Consider the following 26,593-nt stretch of genomic DNA (forward strand, 5'->3'; position numbering starts at 1 on the left):
TCGATCGGCGGGAGTCAGTCGCCGCGGGCGGCGCAGTCCGCGAGGTGGTCGTTCACCAGGCCGCAGGCCTGCATCAGCGCGTACGCCGTGGTGGGGCCGACGAAGCGTATGCCGCGCTTCTTCAGGGCCCTGGAGAGCGCTGTCGACTCCTCGGTGACCGCGGGGACGTCGGCCGAAGTCGCCGGAGCCCGGCGGGATGCGCCGTCGGGGGCGTGCGACCAGATCAGCTCGTCGAGCTCGCCCGGGGCCCACTCGGCCAGCACGCGTGCGTTGGCGAGCGTCGCCTCGATCTTGGCGCGGTTGCGGATGATGCCCGGGTCGGCGAGCAGACGCTCCTGGTCGGCGCCCGTGAACGCGGCCACCTTGGCGATCCGGAAGTCGGCGAAGGCGGCGCGGAAGCCCTCGCGGCGGCGAAGGATCGTGATCCACGACAGACCCGACTGGAACGCTTCCAGGCACAGCCGCTCGTACAGCGCGTCGTCGCCGTGGACCGCGCGGCCCCACTCCTCGTCGTGGTACGCCACGTAGTCCTCGGTGGACAGTGCCCAGGGGCAGCGCAGCACGCCGTCGGGCCCCGCGACGGCGTCACCGCTCACTGGGGGTCTCCTTCGGCCCGCTCGCCCGCTGCCGGTCCGGCGGCGCGGGCGCCGGCGAGCGCGGCCTCCAGGTCTGCGATACGGGCGTCCCGCTCGGCGATCTCGGCGCCGAGGCGGCCGAGCGCGTCGTCCACGTCGGCCATGCGGTAGCCCCGGACGGCGAGCGGGAAGCGCAGGGCCTCCACGTCGTCGCGCCCGACGGGGCGGTCCGGCGGGAGCGGGTCGTCGAACCGCTCGGGGGCCGCCTCCGGCAGCGGGGTGCTCTCGCCGCCCCCCACCACGGCCAGTGTCACCGCGGCGACCACGACGGCGAGCGCGACGACCAGGAACAAGAACATGAGCATCACTTAAGTCCCCACGCTCGGTGCCGGCGCGCTGCGCGCCGACGCGGAAGTGCCGATGTCGAGTCTGTCTTTCCCTCTGGGTCAGATCGTGCCATGCGTCGCTGACAATTAAGGTCACAGGCGGCCAAGGAACGGAACGTACTGGAAGAGGTCACAGGGGATGCTCAGGCTGGGCAGGCGGGAATTCGGCGAGCACGAGCCGGTGATCATGGCGATCGTGAACCGGACCCCGGACTCCTTCTACGACCAGGGGGCCACGTTCCGCGACGAGCCCGCCCTCGCGCGCGTGGGGCAGGCGGTGGCCGAGGGGGCCGCGATCATCGACATCGGCGGGGTGAAGGCCGGCCCGGGCGAGGAGGTCACGGCCGAGGAGGAGGCGCGGCGGACGGTCGGTTTCGTCGCGGAGGTGCGGCGGCGGTTCCCGGATGTCGTGATCAGTGTGGACACCTGGCGGCACGAGGTCGGCGAGGCCGTGTGCGAGGCGGGCGCCGATCTCCTGAACGACGCGTGGGGCGGGGTCGATCCACGGCTCGCGGAGGTGGCGGCGCGGTACGGGGTGGGGCTGGTGTGCACGCACGCCGGGGGCGCGCTGCCGCGGACGCGGCCGCACCGGGTGACGTACGACGACGTCATGGCCGACATTCTGAAGGTGACGGTGGGGCTGGCGGAGCGGGCGGTGGCTCTCGGGGTGCCGCGCGAGTCGGTCCTGATCGACCCCGGCCACGACTTCGGGAAGAACACGCGGCACAGCCTGGAGGCGACGCGGCGACTGGACGAGATGGTCGCCACGGGGTGGCCGGTGCTGGTGTCGCTGTCCAACAAGGACTTCGTCGGGGAGACGCTGGACAAGCCGGTGAAGGAACGGGTGTTGGGGACGTTGGCGACGACGGCGGTGTCGGCGTGGCTGGGGGCGCAGGTGTACCGGGTGCATGAGGTGGCGGAGACCCGGCAGGTGCTGGACATGGTGGCGTCGATCGCGGGCCACCGGCCGCCGGCGGTGGCCCGCCGGGGCCTGGCCTGACAGAGCTCTCCTCGCGCCCGCCGCCCCTGACGGGGCTGCGCCCCTGCAGGGGCGCGGGGAACTGCGCGATCAGCCACGTTCGGCCCGCAGCGGGGCACTCGCCCAAGCCACCTCCGGTCTTCGGCCGTAGGCCGAAAAGGGGTGGGGGCGGGGGCGGAGCCCCAGGGGCGGCACCCACGCCCGGGGGCCCACCACCCGGACGGACCCGCCGCCCCGGTTCAGGCTCAGCGCCTAGCGTCCCGCCTCCTTGGAGACCAGGGCCACCGCCTCCTCCACGTCGTCCGTGAGGTGGAACAGGAGCAGGTCCTTCTCCGAGGCCTTGCCCTGGGCCACCAGGGTGCTCTTGAGCCAGTCGACCAGGCCGCCCCAGTACGAGGTGCCGTACAGCACGATCGGGAAGCGTGTCACCTTCTGGGTCTGGACCAGGGTCAGCGCCTCGAACAGCTCGTCCAGCGTGCCGAGGCCGCCCGGCAGGACCACGAACCCCTGCGCGTACTTGACGAACATCATCTTGCGGACGAAGAAATACCGGAAGTTCAGGCCGATGTCGACGTACGGGTTCAGCCCCTGCTCGAACGGCAGCTCGATGCCGAGGCCGACCGAGATCCCCTTCGCCTCGCAGGCCCCCTTGTTCGCCGCCTCCATCGCGCCCGGACCGCCACCGGTGATCACCGCCCAGCCCGCCTCCACCAGGCCGCGCCCGAGCCGTACGCCCGCGTCGTACTCCGGCGAGTCCACCGGCGTCCGCGCCGAGCCGAACACGCTGATCGCGGGTGGGAGTTCGGCCAGCGTGCCGAAACCCTCGATGAACTCCGACTGGATGCGCAGGACACGCCACGGGTCCGTGTGGACCCAGTCGGTGGGGGCGCGCTCGTCCAGCAGCCGCTGGTCCGTCGTGCTCCTCGTCACCTGGCCCCGTCTGCGCAGCACCGGACCGAGCCGCTGCTCATCCGGTGGAATCTTCTTCCCCTCGGGGTTGCCGGTAGGCATGTGCGCTCCCTCCGCTCGGGGGTGGTTCCACCCCAGCGTAGATCCGCGCGGGTTACGGAGGAGGGACGTGCGCATGTCCGGCTCGGACGCCCCTCCCCCGCGCCCGGCGGCAGGTCAGGACGTCAGCCAGGCCCGCAGGCGCTCCTCCGCCATGAGGACCTTCGCCGTCTCCACCCGCTCGTCCCGCTTGTGCGCCAAGAGCGGGTTGCCGGGACCGTAGTTGACCGCCGGGACGCCGAGCGCGCTGAAGCGGGCGACGTCCGTCCAGCCGTACTTGGGCATCGGGGTGCCGCCGACCGCCTCGATGAACGCCGCCGCGGCCGGGTGCGACAACCCCGGCAGGGCGCCGCCGCTGTGGTCGACCACCTGGAACTCCGCCACGCCGCAGTCCGCGAACACCTCACGGACGTGCGCGACCGCCTCCTCCTCGCTGCGGTCCGGCGCGTATCGGAAGTTGACCGTCACGACGCATTCGTCGGGGATCACGTTTCCGGCCACCCCGCCGGAGATGCCGACCGCGTTCAGGCCCTCCCGGTACTCCAGCCCGTCGATGACCGGGCGGCGCGGTTCGTACGCGGCCAGGCGGGCCAGGATCGGGGCCGCCGCGTGGATCGCGTTCGAGCCCATCCAGGAGCGGGCCGAGTGGGCCCGCTCGCCCCCGGTCCTCAGCTCGACACGCAGTGTGCCCTGGCAGCCGCCCTCGACCTGGCCGTCGGAGGGCTCCAGCAGCACCGCGAAGTCGCCCTCGAGCCACTCCGGGTGGGCGTCGGACACGTGCTTCAGACCGTTCAGGTATGCGTCGACCTCTTCGTTGTCGTAGAAGACGAACGTCAGGTCGCGGTTGGGCTCGGGGACCGTCGCCGCGATGCGGAGCTGAACGGCGACGCCCGACTTCATGTCGCAGGTGCCGCAGCCCCACAGCACGCCGTCCGCGTCCAGGCGGGAGGGCACGTTGTCCGCGATCGGGACCGTGTCGATGTGGCCCGCCAGGATGACGCGCTCAGGCCGCCCCAGGTCCGTACGGGCCACAAGGTTGTTGCCGTACCGGTCGACCGTCAGGTGCGGCAGGGCGCGCAGCGCGGCCTCGACGGCGTCCGCGAGGGGCTTCTCGGTGCCGCTCTCCGAGGGGAAGTCGACGAGCCGCGCGGTGAGCCGCGCGGCGTCCAGCGTGAGGTCAAGCGGGGTATCGGCCATGTCCTCGACCCTAGTACCTCGGCAGGCAAGCCTGCCCGTGAAGGAGCGGCGTCCGGTGCGTGCTCTCGGCGTGCCGGGTGCAAGCCCTCGTACTGGATGTACTTGGGCTTGCACCCGGTGCGGCGAGAGGGCGTGCCGGGCGTCGCGACGGGGCAAATATTGCCTGCTGAGGCACCAGCGCGCCCGACCGTGCGCGCCTGCCGCAGGAGTTGTCCACAGCGCCGGGCAACCCGCTGTTCACCTCCAGTACCTTGTACGGCGTGTCAGAGCCGTCCCCTACTCCCGTCCGACGTGGCCGCCTGCTCCGTTTCGGGGCGGCCTTCGTGGTCCTGCTCGCCGTCGCGGGCTATCTCGTCGTCCAGTACCTCACCGGTTCGGCAGCGCCGAGATGCCGGGTCGTCTCCGGAAAGGACGACGGCGCCTCGTACGAGTTCACTCCGGAGCAGGCGGTGAACGCGGCGACGATCGCCGCCATCGGCACCACCCGCGGCATGCCGGAACGCGCGGTGACCATCGCGCTCGCGACCGCCCTGCAGGAGTCCGGCCTGCGCAACATAGAGCACGGCGACCGGGATTCGCTCGGCCTGTTCCAGCAGCGCCCGTCGCAGGGCTGGGGCACCAAGAAGCAGATCATGGACCCGACGTACGCGGCGGGCGTGTTCTACGAGCACCTGGCCAAGGTGCCGGACTACACGAGTCTTCCGCTGACGGTCGCCGCGCAGCGGGTGCAGCGCAGCGGCTATCCGGAGGCGTACGCGAAGCACGAGCCGGACGCCGTGCTGCTCGCCGCCGCGCTGACCGGCCGCGCGGCGGGCACGCTGACCTGCCGGGGGCGCCCCGCGCCGACGGGGACCGGGGGCCCCGACGCGGTGCGGGCCGCGCTGGTACGGGACTTCGGGCGCGACGTGCTCCAGACGGCCGGCGCGGAGGTGGTCCCCCGGCGCCCGTCGCCGTCCCCCACGGCCACGCCGACGCGGCCCGCCGACGACGCGGTGACGATCCCGGTGCCCAAGAGGTCCACCGCCTCGGGGACCGTCCGTGAGCGCGGCTGGGAGCTGGCGCACTGGGCCGTGGCCAACTCCACGGCGCTGCACATCTCACGCGTCTCCTTCGCGGGCCGCGAGTGGTCGCGCGGAGGCTTCGCCGGCGAGTGGCGTACGACCGGCTCCGCCGACGGGAAGGCGTCGGCCACCGAAGTCCGCATCGTCACCGGGGGGTAGCCCGGGCAGCAGTACGAGTTCTCACTCCTGCGGGTAATGCGCGGCGCGCCTCGTCGACGGGGCGCGCACTTTTTTGCGTGGACTTCGACCTATGCGTCGAGCCCCTTGCGAACAAAGGGCTGTAAGGATTCGGCAGGCTTTCCGGCCGGTTGCCGTTTGCCCGATTTCATCCCCACCTGATAATGCGACGCATTGCCAACTCTTTGCATTGGCCGACCGCAACCTTCGCGGGCTTCGAGCGGTAGTCACTGCGTCCGAGCCCGGAACGATGAACAGCCGAATCGGCCGAACTCCCGGGCGCAGTCCAACACTTCACCGTTTTCTCCCGTCTAAGGAGCATCATGTCCCTCCCCCTGACCCACCGGATCGCCCGTGCCGCGCTGCTGATCGCGGCGGGAGCGGCGCCCGTGGTCGGTGCGGCCGGCTCCGCCAGCGCGGCGACGACCGATCTGCCGGCCACCCCGAACCTCGGTGGGCTGACCGCCCTGGACACCGCGCAGGTCGGCACCACCGTCGACGGCGCGGCCCAGAAGGCCGACGGTGCGGCGCAGCAGGTCACCGGGGTCGCGGGTGACACCGGCAGCCACGCGGTCAAGGCCGGAAGCCAGGCGGCCAGGAAGGCGGTGCCGGCGGTGAGCCGGACCGGCGGGAAGGTCGTCGGGACGGCGGCGCCGGTCGCGCAGAAGGTGGCCGGGGACGCGGCGGGGCAGGCCGGCGGGCTGCTCGGGGGCGCGACCAAGGGCGGGCTGCCGAAGGGGCTGCCGCTGGGCGGCTGACACCGGGTTCCCTTTGCGCGGAGGGGCCAGGGAAGCTTCCCTGGACCCTCCGCCTGTTGCAGCGGAACTTGGCCGGAACCGTGCCCGGTGGTGCACCGCGGCAGACAGCCGCCTGGAAAGCAGCCGCCGTCAGCCGAGGCGCTCCACCGCTGCCGCCACCCTCTCGTCCGTCGCCGTCAGGGCCACCCGTACGAACTTCTCGCCCGCCTCGCCGTAGAAGTCGCCCGGTGCCACCAGGATGCCCAGGTCGGCCAGGTGGGCCACCGTCTGCCAGCAGGACTCGTCGCGGGTCGCCCACAGGTACAGGCTCGCCTCGCTGTGCTCGATCCGGAAGCCGTGCTTCAGGAGGGCGGCGCGCAGGACCGTGCGCCGGGCCGCGTACCGCTCGCGCTGTTCACGGACGTGCGTGTCGTCGCCCAGCGCGGCCACCACGGCGGCCTGTGTGGGCGCCGACGTCATCATGCCGCCGTGCTTGCGGATCTCCAGGAGTGGGCCGAGGACCGCGGGGTCACCGGCGAGGAAGGCCGCGCGGTAGCCCGCCAGGTTCGAGCGCTTGGAGAGGGAGTGGACCGACACGATGCCGTCGTACGAGCCGCCGTTCACGTCCGGGTGGAGGACCGAGACGGGATCGGACTCCCAGCCCAGCTCGATGTAGCACTCGTCGGAGAACAGCAGTACGCCGTGCTCGCGGGCCCAGGCGACGATCCTCGTCAGTTCCTCCTTGCCCAGCACCTTGCCCGTCGGGTTCGACGGGGAGTTGAGCCACAGGAGCTTGAGGTCCCTCGGGTCCAGCTCCGTCGGGTCGTCGTAGGCCACGTAGTCCGCGCGGGCCAGGCGTGCGCCGACCTCGTACGTCGGGTAGGCCAGGCGCGGGTGGGCGACCTTGTCGCCGGGGCCGAGCCCGAGCTGCGTCGGCAGCCAGGCGACGAGCTCCTTGGAGCCGACGATCGGCAGCACGTGCCGGTGGGTGACGCCGCGGGCGCCGAGGCGGCGCTCCGTCCAGCCCGTGATCGCGTCCCGCAGCTCGGGCGTGCCCCAGACGGTCGGGTAGCCCGGGGAGTCCGCCGCCGCCACCAGCGCCTTCTGGATCAGCTCGGGCACCGGGTCGACCGGGGTGCCGACGGACAGGTCGACGATCCCGTCCGGGTGCGCGGCGGCCGTCTTCTTGTACGGCTCCAGCTTGTCCCAGGGGAAGGTCGGAAGACGGTCGGAGACTGCGGACACGGGATCGGGCTCACTTTCTGCTACGACGGTGCCCCTTACAAGCGTAGGGGCGCCAAACGCCTCGGTCCCGCGCGGCGCCGGGCGGGCGCCGAACGGGACCGGATCGTTTGGCCTGCGGGCCGCTTACTGGTTCATCGGGGGCAGCGCCGCGATGAAGGGGTGGTCGCGCTCGATCAGCCCCAGCTTGCTGGCGCCACCGGGCGAGCCGAGCTCGTCGAAGAACTCGACGTTCGCCTTGTAGTAGTCCTTCCACTCCTCGGGAGTGTCGTCCTCGTAGAAGATCGCCTCGACCGGGCAGACCGGTTCACAGGCCCCACAGTCGACGCATTCGTCCGGGTGGATGTACAAGGACCGCTGGCCCTCGTAGATGCAGTCGACCGGGCACTCCTCGATGCACGCCTTGTCCTTGACGTCGACACAAGGCTCTGCGATGACGTAGGTCACGCTGTCGTTCCTCCTCGATAGGGCGCTGGCGGGCCTCCTCAGGCTCCGCCGCCTGGCGCGCGGGAGCGCGGCGTCGTCGATGCCCGCACCTAGTATCTCCGTTCCGGGGCATGATCCGAACAGGAGGGGTGAACTGACCTGTGGAAATCTCTGCGGGCGGACGGCTCGAGATCCGCATCACCGCTGCTGACGTGGGAAAACGCGTCTCCGTACGGCGGTGGAGCGAACATGCCGCCGAGGGTGAGAAGTTCACCGACACGGTCGGAGTTCTCACATCATGGGATCAAGGTGTGCTGCTGATCACACGGCGGGACGGCCGAAGCGTCCGGATCGCGGAATCGTCCCTGGTCGCGGGCAAGGTCGTCCCCGCGGCTCCGGCGCGTCGCAGGGGTCCCGCGGCGTCCTACGAGGAGCTCGTGCGGATCGCCGCCCGGGCCTGGCAGCCGGTGGAGCGGGAGCGGCTCGGTGAGTGGGAGCTGCGTGCGGCCGCCGGGTTCACGCGGCGGGCCAACTCCGCGCTGCCCCTCGGCGACCCCGGGCTGCCGCTGGACGAGGCCCTGACAGCCGTCCGGCGCTGGTACACGGACCGTGGCCTGCCCGCCTACATACAGCTCGCGACCGGAGCGGAGGGCACGCAGGAGCTGCTGTGCGCGGAGCTCGAAGCGCGCGGCTGGACGCGGGAGGTGACCGCCGAACTGTGGACCGGCTCCCTGGCGTCCCTCGCGGACCGCGAGGCGCCCGGTGTGGAGCTGTCCCGCACGGCCGACGAGGCGTGGCTCGCCCGCTACCAGCGCAAGGGGCTGAGCGAGGTGGCCCTGAAGGTGCTGGGCGGCGGCCCCTCGGTGTGGTTCGCGACGGTGCCGGGAGCGCAGGGCGCGCCTCCGGCGGCGATCGGGCGGTGCGTGGTGGACGGGCGGTGGGCCGGGTTCGCGGCGGTCGAGGTGGACCCGGAGCAGCGTCGGCGTGGCCTGGCCACCGCTGTGATGGCGGCGCTGGCCAGGCAGGCCCTGGACGAGGGCGCCTCGGCGGCCTGGCTCCAGGTGGAGACGGACAACGAGGGTGCGCGGGCCCTGTACGCGGGACTGGGTTTCGGGGCGCATCATGCATATCACCACTACCGGGAGCCGGAAGGCTCCCGCGGACCGGTGGCGTGAGGGGGTTCGAGGTGGTGAAGCGTGGCCCCCGTCCCCCGGAGCCGGAGCGGGCCGCCGAGGTGCGGCGGCGGTTCGGCGAGGAGGCGCGGTCCGAACGGCCCGATCTCGCGACGCTGTGCCTGCTCGTGGGCGCGGCGGCGGACGGGGAGCTGGACGAGGCCGGGATCGACGCCGCGCAGATCGAGCTGGACGGGCTGGCCGGGCTGGTGCCGTTCCGGCCGGAGGGGCCGCGGGCCTGGGCCGAGGCGCTGGCGGACGTCCTCGGGGGCCGCTACGGGTTCCGCGGCTCCGCCGCGGACTACGAGCGCCTGGAGTCGTCGTTGCTGCACGCGGTGCTGCGCCGGCGGCACGGACTGCCGATCCTGCTGTCGGTCGTGTGGATCGAGGTGGCGCGGCGGGCGGGGGCGCCGGTGTACGGGGTCGCACTGCCCGGGCACTTCGTCGTGGGGTTCGGGCCGCCGGAGGAGCAGGTGCTGGCCGATCCGTTCGACGGCGGTCGGGTGCTCACCGGCGGTGACGCCGAGATGCTGGTCGCCGGCGCCACGGGGGCGCCGCTCGATCCTTCGATGCTCGGCCCTGCCGATCCGCTGGATGTCGTAGTGCGGGTGTTGAACAACGTCCGGGCGTGGGCCGCGGCCCGGCCCGAGCGGTCGGATGTCGCCCTGTGGGCGGTGGAGTTGTCGTTGCTGGTGCCGTCGCATCCGGCGCGGTTGCGGTACGAGCACGCGCAGCTTCTGGTGCAGCGGGGGGAGTTCCTGCGGGGGGCAGCGGAGCTGGACGCCTATGCCGACGTCGTTTCCGCCGTTGACGACGCGGCCGCCGAGCGGGTGCGGGGGCAGGCCCGGGCTGCGCGAGCCATGCTCAACTGAAAGAGGGGTACGGCTACAGAACTGAAGAGGTACGGCTACAGCCAGCCCTTCTCACGAGCCATCCGCACGGCCTCCGCTCTGTTCCTCACCGCCAGTTTCTGTATGGCGGTGGACAGGTAGTTCCGGACCGTCCCCTGGGACAGATGCAGCGTCGCCGCCAGTTCCGCGTTGGTCGCGCCGGTCGCCGCCGCGCGCAGGACCTCGCGTTCGCGCTCCGTCAGCGGGTTGGCGCCGTCGGCCAGGGCGGCCGCCGCGAGCGTGGGGTCGATGACCCGTTCTCCGGCGAGCACCTTCCGTACCGCCTCGGCGAGTTGGGAGGCGGGGGCGTCCTTCACCAGGAATGCGGCGGCGCCCGCCTCCATCGCGGAGCGCAGATAGCCGGGGCGGCCGAAGGTCGTCAGCACGACCACCTTCAGCGCCGGCAGCTCGCGCTGCAGCTGGGCCGCCGCCTCGATCCCGGTGGCACCGGGCATCTCGATGTCCAGCAGCGCCACGTCCACCTCATGAGCGTGCGCCGCCGCCAGCACCTCGTCACCGCGGGCGACCTGGGCGACGACCTCGATGTCCGCCTCCAGGCCCAGCAGCGCGGCCAGCGCCTCGCGGACCATCGACTGGTCCTCGGCGAGCAGGACCTTGATCGTACGGCTCATGCCCCGGATCCTACGCGGGCCGCGGCACCCACGGGCACGCGTGCGACCAGCCGGAAACCATGCCGGACACGCCCCGCCTCCAGCGTTCCGCCGACCTTCTGAAGACGCTCGGTCAGACCCGTCAGACCGTTGCCCGGGCCGTTGCCCGCCCCTCCCGTGCCGCCCGTTCCGTCGTCCTCGACGGAGAGTTCCAGCATCGGCCCGTCGAGGGTCTGCCGTTGCAGCACCTCCACCGTGCAGCGGCCGGCGCCGCTGTGCCGTACGACGTTGGTGACCGCCTCGCGCAGCGCCCAGGCGAGGACGGACTCGCTCTCCTCCGGGACCCCGGTGAGGTCGGGTTCCGGGGGTATGTCCGCGGTGACTCCGGCCGCCGTGAGGGCGACCTGCGCGCCCGCGAGCTCCGCGGACAGACGCGGGCGCCGGTACCCGGTGACCGCCTCACGCACGTCGACGAGGGCCTGTCGGCTGACCCGTTCGATGTCGGCGACCTGCTGGGCCGCCTTCTCGGGGTGGTCGGGGAGCATACGGCCGGCCAGCTCGCTCTTCAGCGTGATCAGGGAGAGCGAGTGGCCGAGCAGGTCGTGCAGATCGCGGGCCAGGCGCAGCCGCTCCTCGTTGGCGGCGAGCTGGGCGACGGTGGCGCGGGCCTTGCGCAGCTCGATCGTCGTGCGTACGAGCTGGCCGACGCCCGTCATCGCGTACCCGATGAGCACCACCAGGAGCAGCAGGTTCTCCACCTCGTCCGCCGCGGCACCCGGGAAGCCGACCAGAGCCACCACGGCTGCCGTGGCGGGGATCGCCCAGTACGCCGCGCGCAGCGGGAGGGTCGCTCCGCAGGCCACCGAGACGTAGACGAACAGGCCCAGCCAGTGCGACGCGCCGAGCGTGAGGTTCAGCAGCGCGGCGAGTGCGGTGAGGGCGACGAGTATCCCGACGAGGAACCGCTGCGCGTACGGCCTTCCGATGTTCCGGAAGACCAGTGACAGATAGACCCCGACGAAGGCCGCGAGGCCCAGCCAGCCCGCCACGGTGCCGCCGGTGGTGTGGCGGCCGGAGGCGAGGTCCTGGACCGGCGAGCTCAGGAAGACGAGCCAGATGCCGATCCACAGGGACTTGCGCAGCAGCTCGCGCCGGTTGCCGGGCGGCTGGCCCATGCGCATCAGCCGCCCCGCCCGCGCCTCGTCCGCACACTGGTCTTCCGTCATGGCACTCACGCCTTCAGCGTGTCCTTCCGGTAAAGCCAGGCCGCGCCGCCCGCGAAGAGGGCGAAGAAGACGACCAGGATGGCGATGTCCCGGGCGTGCGGGGCCTGGCTCTGTTCGATGGCCTGTCCGAGGGCAGCGTACGCGTGGGTCGGCAGCCACTTGGCGATGTCCTGCAACCACTGCGGGAAGTTCGTCGACGGCATCCACAGGCCACCGAGTATCGACAGGCCGAAGTAGACGATCATGGTGATCGGGCGGACCGCGTCCCCGGAGGCGACGTACCCGATGGCGACGCCGAGTGCGGCGAAGACCAGGCTGCCGGCCCAGATGACACCGGTGAGGGCGAGCCACTGCCAGGCGTCCAGGCGGACGTGCTTCACGGCCGCGGCGACCGCGAGGACGACGACGATCGACGGCAGACTGACGACGGCGGCACTGGCCGTCTTGGCGAGGACGTAGCCGCGCCCCGGCAGGGTGGTCAGCCGCAGCTGCCGTACCCAGCCGCTCTCCCGCTCCTTGGCGATGCGCTCGCTGTTGCCCATCAGGACGGCGGTCAGGGCGCCGAAGGAGGCCATGGAGACCATCAGGTAGGTGGCGACGGTCAGGCCGGTGTCGCCGACCTTCTGGCTGGAGCCGGAGCTGCTCGAGAAGATCAGGTAGATGATCGAGGGGTAGATCACCGAGAAGAACAGGAACTTGCGGTTGCGCAGGGCGCGGCTGAGTTCCAGCCTGATGAGCGCGTTCATGACTGCTTGGCCTCCTCGGCCTCGGTGATGGCGACGAACGCCTGCTCGAGCCCGAGCCCGGCGACTTCGAGGTTGCGGGGGTAGACGCCGAGCCCGTACAGGGCATGGACAGTCGCATCGGCGTCGGAGGACTGGATACGCACGGTCTGCCCGGAAACGTCTATCGCGGTCAGGAACGGCAGGGCGCGCAACGGGGCCTCGTCGATCGGGCCCTCCAGGTCGAAGCGGACGCGCCGGGCGCCGGCCTTGGCCTTGACCTCGGCGGCGGTGCCGTCGGCGAGGAGCCGCCCGCGGTGCAGCACGAGCACGCGGTCCGCGATCGCGTCGGCCTCTTCCAGGTAGTGCGTGGCGAACAGGACCGTACGTCCCTGGTCCGCCTGCTCGCGCATGGTGGCCCAGAAGGCCTGGCGGGCGGAGACGTCCATGCCGGTGGTCGGCTCGTCGAGCACGATCAGGTCGCTGTCGCCCACGGTGGCGAGGGCGAAGCGGACACGCTGGGCCTGGCCGCCGGAGAGCTTGTTGACCTTGCGGTCGGCGATCTGCGCGATGCCCGCGCGCGCGAGGACGTCGGTGACCTTGTACGGCCTCGGGTGCAGATCGCAGCCGAGCTTGACCAGTTCGGCGACCGTGACCTCGTCCATCAGGCCGCCGCTCTGCAGCATGGCGCCCACGCGCCCGGCGACGATGGCCTCGCGCGGGCTGGTCCCGAACACGCGCACGGAGCCGCTGTCGGCCGGCTTGAGCCCGAGGAGCAGGTCGAGGGTGGTCGACTTGCCCGCACCGTTGGGCCCCAGCAGGGCCACGGTCTCCCCCGGGTGCAGCTCGAGCGACAAGCCGTCCACGGCACGTACGTCCCCGTAGGCCTTGGTCACCTGATCGAACCCGACCACCACGTCGGTGGCCGCCACTGTCGTCGTCATGGGCCCATCGTCCCGGGCCGGGGGCGTGCACGGCAGTGTCCGGTGTCGTCACTCCGGCATGACAGATGTCATGTCTGCGGCATGAAAGGGGGACGCCCGGTCGTCGCCGGGCGCCCCCCTGTGCGGTGCCGTCAGCTCGGGTTCGTGTTGATGACCGCGACCCGGTTGGTCTTGCTCAGCAGCGCCTGGCGCAGGGCGACGTAGACGTCCTGGGGCGTCACGGGCGTCTTCTGGCCGTTGGCCCGGGTGATGAGCACGCCGTCGAACGCCTCACCGTAGAGCGCCTTCAGGGCGGTCAGATCGGGCTTGTCGACCAGCTTGCCGTTGACAGCCGTCACTCCCAGGAACTTCCACAGCGACTTCTGCGGACTCATCAGGAGCGAGTGCGCCGCGTCCGTCTGCACCGTCACCTTGCCGGACATCGCCGGCTCGGCGAACTCCTTCATCTCACGGTCGACCTCGGCGTTCGTGACCGTCGGCTGCCGGGTCGTGGTGGCCACCCGCACGGGCGTGCCGGAGCCGGTCTCCACCTGGGTGTGGTACGCCTCCTCGACGGCCGCGACGGACGCGGGGACGTCGATTCCCTTGCCCGCCTTGCCGTACACGGCAACCGCCCGGCCGGACTCGAACCTGATCGTGCCCTCGACCATCGACCCGGAGCCGCCCGCGACACGCTGCAGGGCGGCCTGCAGCTTCTCCTCGTCGACGGGCATGACGGGCTGGACCACGCGATGCTGCCCGAACAGCGAGCCGATCACCGACACCGGGTTGTAGTCGCTCGTCGCGGCGGCGGCCACGGTGGCCTTGCTGTCGAACTGGAGGCCCGCCTGGTCCGGCCTGAGGGGAACCGCCTTGCCGTCGACCGACAGCTGCAGGGGTTTGTCGATCCGGCCGCCCAGCGCGGCGTCGAGCTTCTCGACCGCCTCGTCCCGGGTGCCGCCGCCGATGTCGACGCCGAGCACCGTGGTGCCCTTGGGCACGTCGGAGTGGTTCATGAGCAGTCCGGCGCCGTAGGCGACACCGGCGACGAGGACCAGGCCGCCGCCCAGGAGGACCAGCTTGCTGCGGCCCTTCTTCTTGGCAGGCTTCGCGGCGCCGGTGTTCTGCTGCTTGGGCGGATCGGGCAGTTTCGGGGGCGTGTGCGGCGTCGGCACCTGCGACGGGGAGCCCGGGCCGAACGGGCCGCTGCGGTCGCCCGACGGGACGACGGGGATGCCGCTGGTGACGGTGTGCCCGGAGACGTTGCCGCCGGGGCCGCCGAAGTTCTGGGGGCCCGGTTCGGGGGCGGGCTTCTGCGGGGTGAGGATCGCGGTGTCGTCACTGAGTCCGCCGCCGGGACGGCCCTGGCCCGGGGCGGCTCCGGGCGCACCGGGCGCTCCCGGGCCGAGCGGTCCGCCGGTGGTGCTGTGGATGCCGGGTGCCAGGAGGCCCGGACCGCCGGGGCCCGTACCGGGAGCGGTCAGGCCAGGGCCGCCGGGGCCCGAGGCGACCGTGCTGTCACCGGTGACCGGACCGCTGGTCGGGCCGGACGGGCCGCGCCGGCCCGGCTCCGAGAAGTACGGAAGGTCGTCGCGGCGTGGTTCGGGGCTCTCGTCGGCGCCGATCACCGGGAAGGAGGCCGTGCTGGCCGCCACCGCGTCGGACACGTCGAAGGAGCCGGTGCCGCCGCCGTGCCCCGGCGCGACGGGCCCGGCGCCGGTGGCACCCGGGAGCCCCGCGCCGTTCGTACCGCCCGGGCGTGCGCCGAAGGTGCCCGCGCCGCCCGTGCCCTCTCCGGGCCGTGCGCCCTGCGCACCGGAAGCGCCGGGACGCGCGCCGCCCGCGGCGCTCGCACCCGGACCACCTGGCCGCGTGCCGCCCGCGCCGGGACCACTCGGCCCACCCGGGCCACCGAAGGCCCCGTTGCCGCCCCGCGTACCCGCACCAGCGCCTGCTCCGGCACCAGCGCCCTCGCCCGGCGCCCCCGCGCCCGACGCGCCGCCCGCGCCTTGTATGCCCGAAGCCCCGGGCATCCCCGCGCCGTTGGTCGACCCACTGCCCGGAGCGCCCTTGGCCGCCGCGGGCTTGCGCGGCGCGAACCAGTCGCTCGTCGCCGTCTTCTCCTCGGCCTGTGCGGCGGGCTCGGCGGGCGGGTCGAAGGTGCTGAGCGCGCTCACGGAACTCATCGCCCGCGTGTCGGAGCCCGCTTCGTCCGTCACGCTGTCGGCGTCCGCGACGGGGGTGCGCACGACAACCGGCGGAATGGGCCGGGATCCGGGGATGTTGATCCGGATGCGGGTCGTCAGCGTGGTCTCGGTCTTGCGTTCCTCCGACGGCGAGGCCGGACGGCTCGCGTCGACACCGTCCTCGGCAGCCAGGGGGGTACCGTACGGCGGCGTCCCCGACGGGTACGCGGCTGGCCCACGCCCGTTGGGCCCGGCGGACGAGCTGTCAGTTTCACGACTCAAGGCAGGTTCTCCCGGTTGGCTCCACCGCCTGTTTCGAGCTCAACAGGTGGGGGTCCCCCCTGCTCGAGCGAAGCCGAGAGCGTGGGGGAGGCTCGGCGGCGCGCACCACCATACTGGCCGCTTGCACCACGCAGACCGCGCCCGCGAGGGAAACCCGCACGGGACCCCCACGTCCGCACCGCGTTTTCCGGGGGACATCCCATGACTCGCAGCGACGAAGTGGTACGTCACTTGCCAAGTCGGGCGCCGAGGCGCCCGGGTTGCCGCCCGCGGGCGAGGGTGGCGCACATCACAGCGACGGCCATTCCGCCGAGCAGGAACAGGTACGAGCCGATGCCCGCGCCGAACAGGAAGTCGCCCTCGGGTCGGCTGGCGGTGAGCAGCACGACGGCGACCATCCACCCGGCTGCGGGCGCGAGAGCCCCCGCGCGGGACCCGGTGGCCTGGGCGCCGCCCAGGAAGAGTCCGGCCGCGCCCGCGAGCGCGAGGAGCAGTCCGCCGGGGAACCAGGCGCCTTGCACCAGACCGCCCGCCACGCCGACGACCGCACCGAGCACCAGCAACCCGAGGTAGGCGGCCGTCCGGCCGGCCGAGGGCAGGCTCAGGGGCTGTGCGAGTGCGCTCGGCTGTTTGCCCGGTGTCGTCATGAGGCCGCTCCTTGGAACAGATCCGTCTCACGGGCACCGGTGTGCTCATGGCCCACCAACTCGTAGTACTCCGTGGTGAAAAGGGGCTGCGCGAGGGCGTTGGACAACGCGAAGTACGGCTCGGCGACCTCGATCTGCGTGACGTGGGCGCGCATCGCCGCGGCCTTCGCGGCCGCGAACGCCGTGCCGTCGATCTCGGTGGTGACCACTCGGTCGTCGACCACGCCGGGGACGTCGTCGATGCTCGCGGCCTTGGCGAAGGGCGTCTTGTCGAGCACCTCGCCGAGCCGGGCGAACGCGGCCCGGGCGACCGAGCGCGGCACCCGGTTCCAGTAGATCTTGGTGATCCGCCAGGGCTCCCCCATGTCCGGGCGGAAGCCGGGGTCGGCGGCCAGGTCGGCGGCGCGCATGGCGACGCGGTGGGCCTGGACGTGGTCGGGGTGGCCGTAGCCGCCGTCGGGGTCGTAGGTGACGAGGACCTGGGGGCGCACCTCCCGGACGATCGTCACGAGGTGGCCGGCCGCCTCGTCCAGGTCCGCGGACCAGAAGGAGCCCGGCCGGTGGTTCTGCTCGGCGCCCATCATCCCGGAGTCGCGGTAGCGGCCCGGGCCGCCGAGGAAGCGGTGGTCGCCGACGCCGAGCTCGGCCATGGCGGCGGCCAGTTCGCCGAGGCGGTGCGGACCGAGGGCGTCGTCCCGGTCGGGCGCGAGGTGCGCGAGCTCCGGCGGGATGACCTCGCCCTCCTCACCGAGGGTGCAGGTCACCAGCGTCACCCGGGCGCCGTCGGCCGCGTACTTGGCCATGGTCGCGCCGTTGTTGATCGACTCGTCGTCCGGATGCGCGTGCACCAGGAGCAGACGCCGGTCGGGCAGATCGGTCATGAGGACACCCTACGAGTGCCTCGGCAACCCGCCGGTGTCACCCCTGATGTTCCTCCCCGGGGCTTTCGTCCTTGTAGCGCGGCAGGCCCTCGGTCGAAATGGTGGTGTCCTCCACCGACTGAACGAACTCCCGCATGGCTCGATAGGCGTGGGAAGCACCCTGCCGCGCGTTGCCCTGTGCGATGGTCATGGCGCTCGCTCCTCGTCGTCTGTGCCCAGGGGCAAGGATCGTCGCTCTCATGCTAGGCGGCCTCCAGGAGATCGGTTCGGCAGTCACGGCAGCGGCCGGGGGCGGGGGCGCGAAAGGCGCGGTCGCAGGCGTCGCAGGTCTGGAGCGGGTGCCGTACGGGCGATGGAGCGGCCGGTTCACGGAACGGGGGTGGCGGCGGGAACTGCTCGGTGAGGCGGTGGGCCAGCAGGGCGGCGGGCCGGCGCAGTCCCTCGGGCGGCAGGTCGGCGGTCAGTGCGAGTTGTACGGCGCTGGGGCTCACGTCGCGCTCCAGCCAGGCGGCGACGCCGGGGGCCAGGTGGGCCGCGTCGCGAGCGGAGAGGAGCAGCCGGGAGTCGTGGCGGTGCAGGCCGGCGAGAAGGTCGGTGGCCGCCTGGAGCAGGGACGGGGCGGGACAGGCCGGCTGCGGCACGGCGGGGAGCGGCTTGCGGGTGCGGACGGCTGTGTGCCTGCCGGGCGCTGCCGCCGGGCGGTCGGCGCGGCTCGGTTTGTCGGCGTGGCGCCGGGCCGCCGACTGGTTGCAGGAGATCGTCCGCGTGACGATACGGCCGCCGGGGGTGCGTTCCCGCTCGCGCCGTAGGTAGCCGTGCGCCTCCAGCTCGCGCAGGGCGGCGGCGATACGGGTGGCTCCCTCGGGGAAGCGGGCGGCGAGGCTCTTGATGTCGACGCGGGCGCCCTTCGGCAGCGACTGGGTGTGGCACGCCAGACCGATCGCCAGGAGGGAGAGGTCGGGGTGCTGGGTGAGGTGGTTGCCGATCACGGTGAATCGGCTGGTGTGGCGGGCGTTGTCGTGGATGAGCCCGCCGGTGTGGTGGCCCCGGTTCGGGTGCTTGTTGCCCGCCGTACGGGACTGGGCGCGCGGGGGCACGCTAGGGTTCTGCCCATCCATCGGGAAGCCTTCTTCTTCCTCGGTGGTCAGGCCCTCGCACTGGGATTGCCGTCCCGGCGGGGGCCGTCGCATGTCTGCGGTTGTGTCGCGCTGAGCGTGGGGCCGCGAAACGCAGCCGAGTCAGAGATGTTCACCCTCCTGAGTGAGCGTGCGGCGCGGGCGGGAGGGGTGGGGGTTGGTCGGGTCCTTTCCTCCGTGGTCCTTTGTCTTTCTGCCGCTGGTGCCACCGGAGCCCGTGGGGGCGGGTTCCGGTGACGGCGATGTGCTGGTTCACATCACTCGGAGTGGCCGGTGACGCCTACCGTGATGAGTGACCATGCAGTTGCGCACGGTGATTGCCGAGGGAGGGGGCGCGCCGATGACGGTCGACGCGGACGCGGGGCGACTCAGGGACAAGACGGACGAGCCGGGGTGGGAGGTGGATCCGGACGACGACTGGGGAGTGGCTGTGGTCGCCACGGTGGGGCGGCAGTTGAAGCTGCGGCGGGAGGCAGTGGGCCTGCGGGCCGCGGAGTTCGGGGCGGCAGTCGGGTATGGGGAGGACCTCGTCTACAAGATCGAGAGCGGCAAGCGGATCCCCCGCCCCGAGTACCTCGACAAGGCCGACGAGGTACTCGGGGCGGGCGGGCTACTCTCTGCGATGAAGGAGGACGTGGAGAAGGTCCGGTACCCGAAGAAGGTGCGGGAGCTGGCCGAGCTGGAGGCCAAGGCCGTGGAGATGGGCGTCTACGTCGGACTCAGCATCCATGGCCTGTTGCAGACGCCGGAGCATGCACGGGCCTTGTTCGAGGTGTCTCAGTCGGCTTACTCAGAGGCGGAGTTGGAACGCCTGGTGGCCGCACGCATGGGCCGTAAATCAATCTTCGAACGAGATCCGGCGCCGATGCTCAGTTTCGTGCAGGAAGAGGTGACGCTGCGCCGGAGGGTTGGCGGCACAATGGTGTGGCGTCAGCAACTCGAACATCTGGTGGACGTGGCGGGGTTACGCAACGTCACTCTTCAGGTGATGCCAACGGACTCCGGCGCCCATCCCGGATTGAGCGGCAAGATCGAGGTGCTGAAGTTCGAGGACGGGACGGCGGTAGGCCGCTCCGATGGAGCGTTCAACGGTCGCCCGACTTCTGATCTCAAGCAGCTCCGCATCCTTGAGCTGCGATACAGCACCATCCGGGCGCAGGCTCTCTCCCCACGGGAGTCGCTGGCCTTCATCGAGCAACTGCTGGGAGAAGCATGATCCACAAGACCGCTGTCAGCGACACCTGCGAACTGACGTGGTTCAAGAGCAGCTACAGCGACGGTCCCGAGGGCGACTCCTGCGTCGAGATCGCCATAGCCTCCCGCACCGTCCACGTCCGCGACTCCAAGAACGCATCCGGCCCCCGGCTCACCCTGACGCCGGGAGCGTGGACCCACTTCGTGTCATACGCCTGCGAAGGCTGACGGCGTCCCCGGCCGTCAGCCCGGCGGGCGAGGCTCAGAATTTGATGCTGCCGATCATCCCCGCGATGTTCGTGGTCAGCTCGTGGATCGTGGGTGCCACCGTGGAGGAGGCGAGGTAGAAGCCGAGCAGCATGCACACGATCGCGTGGGCCGCCTTCAGTCCGGACTTCTTGATCAGAAGGAAGACGACGATCGCCAGCAGCACCACCGCCGAAATCGAGAGTGCCACGGCGGCTCACCTCCAAAGATCCCAGGACGCGGGGGTTCGGACTATGGGGGCAGACAAGTACACGCAGATAAATCCACGCAGCGGGCAGCACGTTCATACCCACTATGCGCTAGTGATCATAACTATCCGTACGTGCGCATCGATCGGCGCACAGCCGCACAAGGGGGCGCATGGCCAATATGGTCGGGGTATGACCACCGAGCCTGCTTCCTTCCCCCGACGGCACGCGCGGACCCAGCGGTTCACGCTCGGCGCGCCGCGTGCGTTCACCGTGGCGCCCGACGGTTCCCGTGTCGTGTTCCTGCGGTCCACCTCCGGCACGGACCGTGCGCACCAGTTGTGGGTCCTCGACCTGGCGGACGGCAAAGAGCGCCCCGCGGCCGACCCGGGCGCGCTCCTCGGGGGCGCCGCCGAGCAGTTGCCACCCGAGGAGCGCGCCCGTCGGGAGCGCAGCCGCGAGGGCGGCGCCGGCATCGTCGGCTACGCCACCGACGCGGCCGTGGAGTTGGCGTCTTTCGCCTTGTCAGGGCGGCTTTTCACGGCGGAGCTGCGCGTGGGCACGGCTCGCCAACTGCCCGTGGCCGGGCCGGTGATCGACCCGCGTCCGGCCCCCGACGGACGGCACATCGCCTACGTGCGCGGGGGCGCGCTGCGCGTGGTCGGCGCGGAGGGCGAGGGCGACCGGGCGCTCGCCGAGCCAGAGTCGGATTCGGTGTCGTACGGCCTGGCCGAGTTCATCGCGGCCGAGGAGATGGGCCGTTCGCGGGGTTTCTGGTGGTCGCCGGAGTCCGACCGGCTGCTCGTGTCGCGCGTGGACGACACGCCGGTGCGGCGGTGGTGGATCTCCGATCCGGCGCGTCCGGACCAGGAACCGCAGCGGGTTCCGTACCCGGCGGCGGGCACCGGGAACGCGGACGTACGGCTGTTCGTCGTGGGACTCGACGGGGCGCGCACCGAGGTCGTCTGGGACCGGACGCGGTACCCGTATCTGGCGCGAGTGCACTGGTCAGCGGCGGGGGCACCGCTGATCCTGGTACAGGCGCGGGACCAGCGCAGCCAGCTGTACCTGGCGGTGGACCCGGACACCGGTACGACCCGGATGGTGCACGCGGACGAAGATCCATATTGGCTGGAACTTTTCGCCGGGGTGCCGTGCTGGAGCCCCTCAGGGCAGTTGGTGCGGGTCGCCGACGAGGGCGGCGCGCGGGTGCTCGCCGTGGGGGACCGGCCGTTGACCGGACCGCAGTTGCACCTGCGGGCGGTGCTCGACGTGGCTGACGCCGATGTGCTGGTGGCCGCGTCGGCGGGCGAGGCCGCGACGGACCCGGAGACCGGTGAGGTCCATGTCTACCGGGTGAACGAACTCGGCGTGGAGCGCGTGTCGCAGAAGCCCGGTGTGCACTCGGCGGTGCGCGCGGGGGCCGTGACCGTGCTCGTCTCCTCGGTCCTCGACCGCCCCGGCGTCCAGGTGCAGGTACTGCGCGACGGCAAGCGTCTGGCCACCGTGGCCTCGTATGCGGAACGCCCCGGTTCGTCCCCGCGCGTGCGGCTGACGCAGGGGGGCGCACGCCGAATCCCATGCGCCGTGCTTATGCCTACGGACTACTCCGGTGACGCCTCCCTCCCCGTCCTCATGGACCCCTACGGCGGCCCGCACGGACAGCGCGTGGTGGCCGCGCACAATCCGCACCTGACCTCGCAGTGGTTCGCCGACCAGGGCTTCGCGGTGATCGTCGCCGACGGACGCGGCACCCCGGGCCGCTCCCCCGCCTGGGAGAAGGCGGTCAAGGACGACCTCGCGGCGGTCGTGCTTGAGGACCAGGTGGACGCGCTGCACGCCCTGGCCGGCGACTTCCCGCTCGATCTGTCCCGGGTCGCGATCCGCGGCTGGTCCTTCGGCGGCTATCTGGCGGCGCTGGCGGTGCTGCGCCGCCCGGACGTCTTCCACGCGGCCGTCGTGGGCGCGCCGGTGACCGACCTACGGCTCTACGACACCCACTACCAGGAGCGGTACCTGGGGCACCCCGGCGAGCAGCCCGACGTCTACCGCCGCAACTCACTCATCGACGACGCGGGCCTGGTGGACGCGGCGGAACCCGCCCGCCCGATGATGATCATCCACGGCCTGGCGGACGACAACGTGGTGGTAGCCCACTCCCTGCGCCTGTCCTCGGCCCTCCTGGCCGCGGGCCGCCCGCACGAGGTGCTCCCGCTGTCCGGGGTGACGCACATGACCCCCCAGGAAACGGTCGCGGAGAACCTGTTGCTCCTCCAGCGGGACTTCCTGCGCCGCGCTCTGAACCTGGGCTGAGCAGCAAAAACCCCAAAGAGCACAGCAACCATCGATTGAGGAACCACGACGAGACGCCGGCCAGGCCCTCGAGAGCGGCGCCGGCTCAGGCGCAAAAAACGGGCCGGGATGACATGGCGCATCCCGGCCCGTTCACGGCACCCGCACGGCCGTACGCTGTTCACTGTGCTGCGTCCGTATATCGGAATCGCGTCAGCCAAGTTGCCTCAGTGTTAACGCACTTCATGTGTGTTTGCGGAGTTATGAGGCTCCTCCGGCGGCTCCTCGGGCGGCACCACGCGCATCTCCTCCGCGAAGTGGCACGCCGAATCGTGCGCGGCCGGTCCCGTCGTCCCCCGGAACTCCTCCGGCACCGCGAGCGGCGGCACCTCGAGCGCGCACCGCTCCCTGGCCTTCCAGCAACGCGTGCGGAACCGGCAGCCGGAGGGGATGTCCGCCGGGGACGGCACGTCACCGCTGAGGATGATCCGCTCCCGGCGCTCCCGTGCCGCCGGGTCGGGCACGGGCACGGCGGAGAGCAGCGCCTGGGTGTACGGGTGCGTGGGATGCTCGTAGATCTCCTCGTCGGAGCCGATCTCCACGATCTTCCCGAGATACATCACCCCGACCCGGTCGGAGATGTGCCGCACGATCGACAGGTCGTGCGCGATGAAGACGTACGACAGCCCGAACTCGTCCTGGAGCCGCGCCATCAGGTTGATCACCTGGGCCTGCACCGACACGTCGAGCGCGGAGACCGGCTCGTCCGCCACGATGATCTCCGGGCGCAGCGCCAGCCCCCGGGCGATGCCGATGCGTTGGCGCTGACCTCCGGAGAACTGGTGCGGATAGCGGTTGATGTGCTCGGGGTTGAGCCCGACGACGTCCAGCAGCTCCCGCACCCGCCGCCGTCTGTCCCCCTTGGGTGCGACCTCGGGATGGATCTCGTACGGCTCCCCCACGATGTCGCCCACCGTCATACGGGGGTTGAGGGAGGTGTACGGGTCCTGGAACACCATCTGGATGTTGCGCCGCACCGCCTTCAGCGCGCGCCCGGACAACCGGGTGATGTCCTCGCCCTTGTACCGGATCGAACCGGCCGTCGGCGGCTCCAGGTTGACCAGCAGCCTGGCGAGCGTCGACTTGCCGCACCCGGACTCCCCGACGATGCCGAGCGTTTCGCCCCGGCCGAGCGTGAAGTCGACGCCGTCGACCGCCCGCACCGCGCCGATCTGCCTCTTGAACAGGATCCCCCGGGTGAGCGGATAGTGCTTGACCAGCCCGCTGACCTCCAGGATCGTCTCAGGGCCGGCCATGCAGGCACTCCCTCCAGAAGTGGCAGGCGCTCCCCCGCCGCTCGTCCACCTCGTAGAGCGGCGGCTCGTCGGTGCGGCACACGTCGCGGGCCAGCGGGCAGCGGGGGTGGAAGGGGCAGCCCGGGGGGATGTGCGTGAGGCTCGGCGGCAGGCCCTCGATGGCGTACAGCCGCCGGCCCTTGCGGTCCAGACGGGGGATGGAGTCGAGCAGGCCCCGTGTGTAGGGGTGGGCGGGGTTCTTGTAGAGGTCGTGCACGGGGGCGGACTCGACGATCCGGCCCGCGTACATGACGGCGATCCGGTCGGCGACGTCCGCGACGACACCGAGGTCGTGGGTGATGAGGACCAGCCCCATGCCGTACTCCCGGCGCAGCTCGGCCAGCAGGTCCATGACCTGGGCCTGCACGGTGACGTCGAGGGCGGTGGTGGGCTCGTCGGCGATGATCAGCGCGGGCTCCAGCGCCAGCGCCATGGCGATCATGACACGTTGGCGCATACCGCCGGAGAACTGGTGTGGATAGTCTCGCACGCGCTGGCGGGCGGCCGGGATACGTACCCGGTCCATCAGCTCGATCGCCCGGGCGCGCGCGTCCTTCTTCGACATCCCCCGGTGCACGACGAACATCTCGCCGAGCTGGTCGCCCACGGTGAGGACGGGGTTCAGCGCGGAGAGGGCGTCCTGGAAGATCATGGCCATGGCCGCACCGCGGATCCTGCGCCGCTCCTCCTCCTTGAGGGTGAGCAGGTCCCGCCCCTGGAAGAGGACGCGGCCACCGGTGATCCGGCCGGGCGGCGTGTCCAGGATGCCCATGACGGCCTGCGCGGTGACGGACTTGCCGGAGCCGGACTCGCCGAGCACGGCCAGCGTCTCCCCGGCGTCCACGCTGTAGCCGACCCCGTTGACGGCCCGGGCGATCCCCTCCCGGGTCCGGAACTCCACGAACAGGTCCCGCACTTCGAGCAGCACGGCCGTCACCTCAGCTTCGGGTCGAGGGCGTCGCGCACCGCGTCGCCCAGCATGATGAACGCCAGCACGGTGATCGCCAGAGCCCCGGAGGGCCACAGCAGCGCGTGCGGGGCGTTGCGGATGTACGGGGAGGCGGCGGAGATGTCGATCCCCCAGGACACGCTCGGCGGCTTCAGCCCGACGCCGAGGTAGGACAGGGTGGCCTCGAGGGCGATGTAGGTGCCGAGCGCGATGGTCGCTACGACGATCACCGGCGCGATGGCGTTGGGCGCGATGTGGCGCAGCAGGATGCGGGTGTCGGAGGCCCCGAGGGCGCGGGCGGCCTGGACGTAGTCGTGCTGTTTGGCGGTGATGACCGCGCCGCGGGCGATCCGGGAGATCTGCGGCCAGCCGAGCAGCACGATGAACCCGACGACCGGCCACACCGTGTTGCCGGTCACCACGGAGAGCAGCACGAGCCCGCCCAGGACGACCGGGATGGCGAAGAAGATGTCGGTGGCGCGGGACAGGATCGCGTCCCATCCGCCGCCGAAGTACCCGGCCAGCCCGCCGAGGACCGAGCCGAGGACGGCGACGCCGAGCGTGGCGCAGACGCCCACCGTGACGGAGGTACGGGCGCCGTAGACGGTCCGGGTGTACACGTCGCAGCCCTGGCCGTCGAACCCGAACGGATGTCCGGGCTGGGAGCCCTCCTGGGCCTTGGACAGCTCGCAGACGAGGGGGTTGCCGGAGGTGATCAGGGACGGCCACAGGGAGATCAGGACGAGGAAGAGGATCACCAGCGCGGAGACGAGGAAGACCGGGTTGCGGCGCAGGTCGCGCCAGGCGTCGGACCAGAGGCTGCGCGGCCGGCCGGCCGGGCCTTCCGGTCCCCTCTCCAGGGTGGTCGCCTCGCTGGCGGCGAGGTCCATGGCACCGCCCATGCCCGTCCCGGCGATGGCCCCCTTCCGCTCGTACCGTGGCTGCTCAGGCATAGCGGATCCTCGGGTCGAGTACGGCGTACAGGAGGTCGACGAGCAGGTTGGCGACCAGAAAGACCAGCACGAGTACGGTCACGAACCCGACGACCGTCTGGGTGTTCTGCCGCAGGATCCCCTGGTAGAGCTGGTAGCCGACGCCGTGGATGTTGAAGATCCGCTCGGTGACGATCGCGCCTCCCATCAGGGCGCCGATGTCGGTGCCGATGAAGGTGACGACGGGGATGAGCGAGTTGCGCAGCAGATGCCGGGTGATCACACGCCGGCGCGGCAGCCCCTTGGCGACGGCGGTGCGGACGTAGTCGGAACGTCTGTTCTCGGCGAGGGAGGTCCGGGTGAGCCGGGTGACATAGGCGAGGGAGACGGAGGCGAGGACGAGGCCGGGCACGATCAGCTCCCCGACGGTGGCCGCCGGGGAGACCGACGGTCTGGTCCAGCCCCACTTCACACCGAGCAGGAGTTGGAGCAGCAGACCGGTGACGAAGGTCGGCACGGAGATCACGACGAGAGTGAGCAGCAGGACCGTGGTGTCGACGGGCCGCCCGCGGCGCAACCCGGTGACCACGCCCAGCGCGATCCCGAGGACGACCTCGAAGACGATCGCGACGACGGTGAGCCGGATGGTGGGCGGGAAGGCGGTCGCCATCAGCTCGGTGACCTTCTGCCCGTTGAAGGCGGTGCCGAAGTCGCCGGTGAAGACGTTGCCCATGTAGGTCGCGTACTGCTGCCAGAGGGGCTTGTCGAGGCCGAACTCCCGGCGCAGCTGGGCGGCGGTGGCAGGGTCGCACTGCCGTTCGCCGCACAGGCCGGCGACGGGGTCGCCCATCACGTTCACCATCAGGAAGATGAGCAGGGTGGCGCCGAAGAAGACCGGGATCATCTGCAGCAGGCGCCGGACGACGTACCGTCCCATGGGGCCTCCGGGGGT

Annotated in this window: 28 protein-coding genes; 8 read left to right on the plus strand and 20 right to left on the minus strand. The window is 71.6% G+C overall.

The features are described 5' to 3' along the window. Positions 1–14: 14 nt before the first annotated feature. Positions 15–596 (minus strand): DNA-3-methyladenine glycosylase I, encoded by a 582-nt coding sequence (locus tag ACZ7L1_RS05315; protein WP_471434358.1) that lies wholly within the window; start codon positions 594–596, stop codon positions 15–17. Further along, positions 593–940 (minus strand): DivIVA domain-containing protein, encoded by a 348-nt coding sequence (locus ACZ7L1_RS05320; protein WP_471434360.1) that lies wholly within the window; start codon positions 938–940, stop codon positions 593–595. Before ACZ7L1_RS05320 ends, ACZ7L1_RS05315 begins: the two co-directional genes overlap by 4 nt. 160 nt (positions 941–1,100) lie before the next feature. Between ACZ7L1_RS05320 and folP the strand changes: the two genes are divergently transcribed. After that, positions 1,101–1,961: a dihydropteroate synthase gene (gene folP / locus ACZ7L1_RS05325; protein ID WP_471434362.1), complete on the plus strand. Its 861-nt coding sequence runs from the start codon at positions 1,101–1,103 to the stop codon at positions 1,959–1,961. Positions 1,962–2,192: 231 nt separating this feature from the next. Here the strand turns inward: folP and ACZ7L1_RS05330 are convergent, their stop codons facing one another. Both ACZ7L1_RS05330 and dapE read right to left on the minus strand, forming a co-directional pair. After that, the gene (locus ACZ7L1_RS05330; RefSeq protein WP_388991067.1) at positions 2,193–2,951 is read right to left on the minus strand and encodes an LOG family protein; all 759 of its coding nucleotides are present in this window, start codon (positions 2,949–2,951) and stop codon (positions 2,193–2,195) included. Positions 2,952–3,065: 114 nt separating this feature from the next. Then, positions 3,066–4,145, minus strand: coding sequence for a succinyl-diaminopimelate desuccinylase (dapE, locus tag ACZ7L1_RS05335; protein WP_471434364.1), 1,080 nt, complete (start codon positions 4,143–4,145; stop codon positions 3,066–3,068). Positions 4,146–4,405: 260 nt separating this feature from the next. Here dapE and ACZ7L1_RS05340 point away from each other — a divergent pair, with 260 nt between their 5' ends. Then, positions 4,406–5,365, plus strand: a complete 960-nt coding sequence (locus tag ACZ7L1_RS05340) for a heavy metal transporter (RefSeq protein ID WP_471434366.1) — start codon at positions 4,406–4,408, stop codon at positions 5,363–5,365. 341 nt (positions 5,366–5,706) lie between these two features. Further along, positions 5,707–6,141, plus strand: coding sequence for an ATP-binding protein (locus ACZ7L1_RS05345; protein WP_403614013.1), 435 nt, complete (start codon positions 5,707–5,709; stop codon positions 6,139–6,141). A gap of 129 nt (positions 6,142–6,270) precedes the next feature. Here ACZ7L1_RS05345 and ACZ7L1_RS05350 read toward each other — a convergent pair whose 3' ends face one another. Continuing rightward, positions 6,271–7,365 carry a bifunctional succinyldiaminopimelate transaminase/glutamate-prephenate aminotransferase gene (locus ACZ7L1_RS05350; protein WP_471434368.1) on the minus strand — a complete coding sequence of 365 codons (1,095 nt, stop codon included), beginning with the start codon at positions 7,363–7,365 and terminating at the stop codon, positions 6,271–6,273. A gap of 123 nt (positions 7,366–7,488) precedes the next feature. Beyond that, complete coding sequence (fdxA, locus tag ACZ7L1_RS05355; protein ID WP_043443616.1) at positions 7,489–7,809, minus strand: ferredoxin; 321 nt, start codon at positions 7,807–7,809, stop codon at positions 7,489–7,491. Positions 7,810–7,949: 140 nt separating this feature from the next. On the opposite strand from fdxA, the gene ACZ7L1_RS05360 reads away from it, so the two are divergent. Both ACZ7L1_RS05360 and ACZ7L1_RS05365 read left to right on the plus strand, forming a co-directional pair. Further along, complete coding sequence (locus ACZ7L1_RS05360; protein WP_471434371.1) at positions 7,950–8,963, plus strand: GNAT family N-acetyltransferase; 1,014 nt, start codon at positions 7,950–7,952, stop codon at positions 8,961–8,963. 11 nt (positions 8,964–8,974) lie between these two features. Continuing rightward, a complete protein-coding gene (locus ACZ7L1_RS05365) occupies positions 8,975–9,832 on the plus strand; it encodes a transglutaminase-like and tetratricopeptide repeat-containing protein (RefSeq protein WP_471434372.1) in 858 nt (285 codons plus the stop codon). A gap of 35 nt (positions 9,833–9,867) precedes the next feature. Here the strand turns inward: ACZ7L1_RS05365 and ACZ7L1_RS05370 are convergent, their stop codons facing one another. From ACZ7L1_RS05370 to ACZ7L1_RS05410, 9 genes are all read right to left on the minus strand, one after another. Then, complete coding sequence (locus ACZ7L1_RS05370) at positions 9,868–10,482, minus strand: response regulator (protein WP_471434374.1); 615 nt, start codon at positions 10,480–10,482, stop codon at positions 9,868–9,870. Further along, on the minus strand, positions 10,479–11,687 hold the full coding sequence (locus ACZ7L1_RS05375) for a sensor histidine kinase (RefSeq protein ID WP_471434376.1): 1,209 nt from the start codon (positions 11,685–11,687) through the stop codon (positions 10,479–10,481). Before ACZ7L1_RS05375 ends, ACZ7L1_RS05370 begins: the two co-directional genes overlap by 4 nt. Before the next feature lie 5 nt (positions 11,688–11,692). Continuing rightward, entirely contained in the window at positions 11,693–12,433 is a 741-nt protein-coding gene (locus ACZ7L1_RS05380; RefSeq protein ID WP_471434377.1) for an ABC transporter permease, read from the minus strand. Next, positions 12,430–13,353, minus strand: coding sequence for an ABC transporter ATP-binding protein (locus ACZ7L1_RS05385; RefSeq protein WP_471434379.1), 924 nt, complete (start codon positions 13,351–13,353; stop codon positions 12,430–12,432). The genes ACZ7L1_RS05380 and ACZ7L1_RS05385 overlap by 4 nt, the downstream gene beginning before the upstream one ends. Before the next feature lie 131 nt (positions 13,354–13,484). Further along, entirely contained in the window at positions 13,485–15,800 is a 2,316-nt protein-coding gene (locus ACZ7L1_RS05390) for a hypothetical protein (protein WP_471434381.1), read from the minus strand. Positions 15,801–16,027: 227 nt separating this feature from the next. Further along, positions 16,028–16,447, minus strand: a complete 420-nt coding sequence (locus ACZ7L1_RS05395; protein WP_471434383.1) for a DUF6113 family protein — start codon at positions 16,445–16,447, stop codon at positions 16,028–16,030. Next, positions 16,444–17,328, minus strand: coding sequence for an N-acetyl-1-D-myo-inositol-2-amino-2-deoxy-alpha-D-glucopyranoside deacetylase (gene mshB / locus ACZ7L1_RS05400; protein ID WP_471434385.1), 885 nt, complete (start codon positions 17,326–17,328; stop codon positions 16,444–16,446). The genes ACZ7L1_RS05395 and mshB overlap by 4 nt, the downstream gene beginning before the upstream one ends. Before the next feature lie 37 nt (positions 17,329–17,365). After that, positions 17,366–17,518 carry a hypothetical protein gene (locus ACZ7L1_RS05405; protein WP_471434387.1) on the minus strand — a complete coding sequence of 51 codons (153 nt, stop codon included), beginning with the start codon at positions 17,516–17,518 and terminating at the stop codon, positions 17,366–17,368. Positions 17,519–17,570: 52 nt separating this feature from the next. Beyond that, complete coding sequence (locus ACZ7L1_RS05410; protein ID WP_471434389.1) at positions 17,571–18,446, minus strand: helix-turn-helix domain-containing protein; 876 nt, start codon at positions 18,444–18,446, stop codon at positions 17,571–17,573. A gap of 358 nt (positions 18,447–18,804) precedes the next feature. Here ACZ7L1_RS05410 and ACZ7L1_RS05415 point away from each other — a divergent pair, with 358 nt between their 5' ends. Next, entirely contained in the window at positions 18,805–19,680 is an 876-nt protein-coding gene (locus ACZ7L1_RS05415) for a helix-turn-helix domain-containing protein (protein ID WP_471434865.1), read from the plus strand. Beyond that, positions 19,677–19,886 (plus strand): DUF397 domain-containing protein, encoded by a 210-nt coding sequence (locus ACZ7L1_RS05420; RefSeq protein ID WP_471434391.1) that lies wholly within the window; start codon positions 19,677–19,679, stop codon positions 19,884–19,886. Before ACZ7L1_RS05415 ends, ACZ7L1_RS05420 begins: the two co-directional genes overlap by 4 nt. A 34-nt stretch (positions 19,887–19,920) precedes the next feature. Here ACZ7L1_RS05420 and ACZ7L1_RS05425 read toward each other — a convergent pair whose 3' ends face one another. Then, positions 19,921–20,115, minus strand: coding sequence for a hypothetical protein (locus tag ACZ7L1_RS05425; RefSeq protein ID WP_388991099.1), 195 nt, complete (start codon positions 20,113–20,115; stop codon positions 19,921–19,923). A 190-nt stretch (positions 20,116–20,305) separates the two neighbouring features. Here ACZ7L1_RS05425 and ACZ7L1_RS05430 point away from each other — a divergent pair, with 190 nt between their 5' ends. Then, positions 20,306–22,426 (plus strand): S9 family peptidase, encoded by a 2,121-nt coding sequence (locus ACZ7L1_RS05430; protein WP_471434393.1) that lies wholly within the window; start codon positions 20,306–20,308, stop codon positions 22,424–22,426. 212 nt (positions 22,427–22,638) lie between these two features. Here ACZ7L1_RS05430 and ACZ7L1_RS05435 read toward each other — a convergent pair whose 3' ends face one another. The 4 genes from ACZ7L1_RS05435 to ACZ7L1_RS05450 are packed head-to-tail and all read right to left on the minus strand — an operon-like array spanning position 22,639 to position 26,578. Continuing rightward, the gene (locus ACZ7L1_RS05435) at positions 22,639–23,721 is read right to left on the minus strand and encodes an ABC transporter ATP-binding protein (protein ID WP_471434395.1); all 1,083 of its coding nucleotides are present in this window, start codon (positions 23,719–23,721) and stop codon (positions 22,639–22,641) included. Next, positions 23,708–24,688 (minus strand): ABC transporter ATP-binding protein, encoded by a 981-nt coding sequence (locus ACZ7L1_RS05440; protein WP_471434397.1) that lies wholly within the window; start codon positions 24,686–24,688, stop codon positions 23,708–23,710. The genes ACZ7L1_RS05435 and ACZ7L1_RS05440 overlap by 14 nt, the downstream gene beginning before the upstream one ends. Positions 24,689–24,693: 5 nt before the next feature. Continuing rightward, positions 24,694–25,662 (minus strand): ABC transporter permease, encoded by a 969-nt coding sequence (locus ACZ7L1_RS05445; RefSeq protein WP_471434399.1) that lies wholly within the window; start codon positions 25,660–25,662, stop codon positions 24,694–24,696. Further along, the gene (locus ACZ7L1_RS05450) at positions 25,655–26,578 is read right to left on the minus strand and encodes an ABC transporter permease (protein ID WP_471434401.1); all 924 of its coding nucleotides are present in this window, start codon (positions 26,576–26,578) and stop codon (positions 25,655–25,657) included. The genes ACZ7L1_RS05445 and ACZ7L1_RS05450 overlap by 8 nt, the downstream gene beginning before the upstream one ends. Between the last annotated feature and the right edge of the window lie 15 nt (positions 26,579–26,593).

This window comes from Streptomyces sp. NPDC107546 (genome assembly GCF_055639175.1).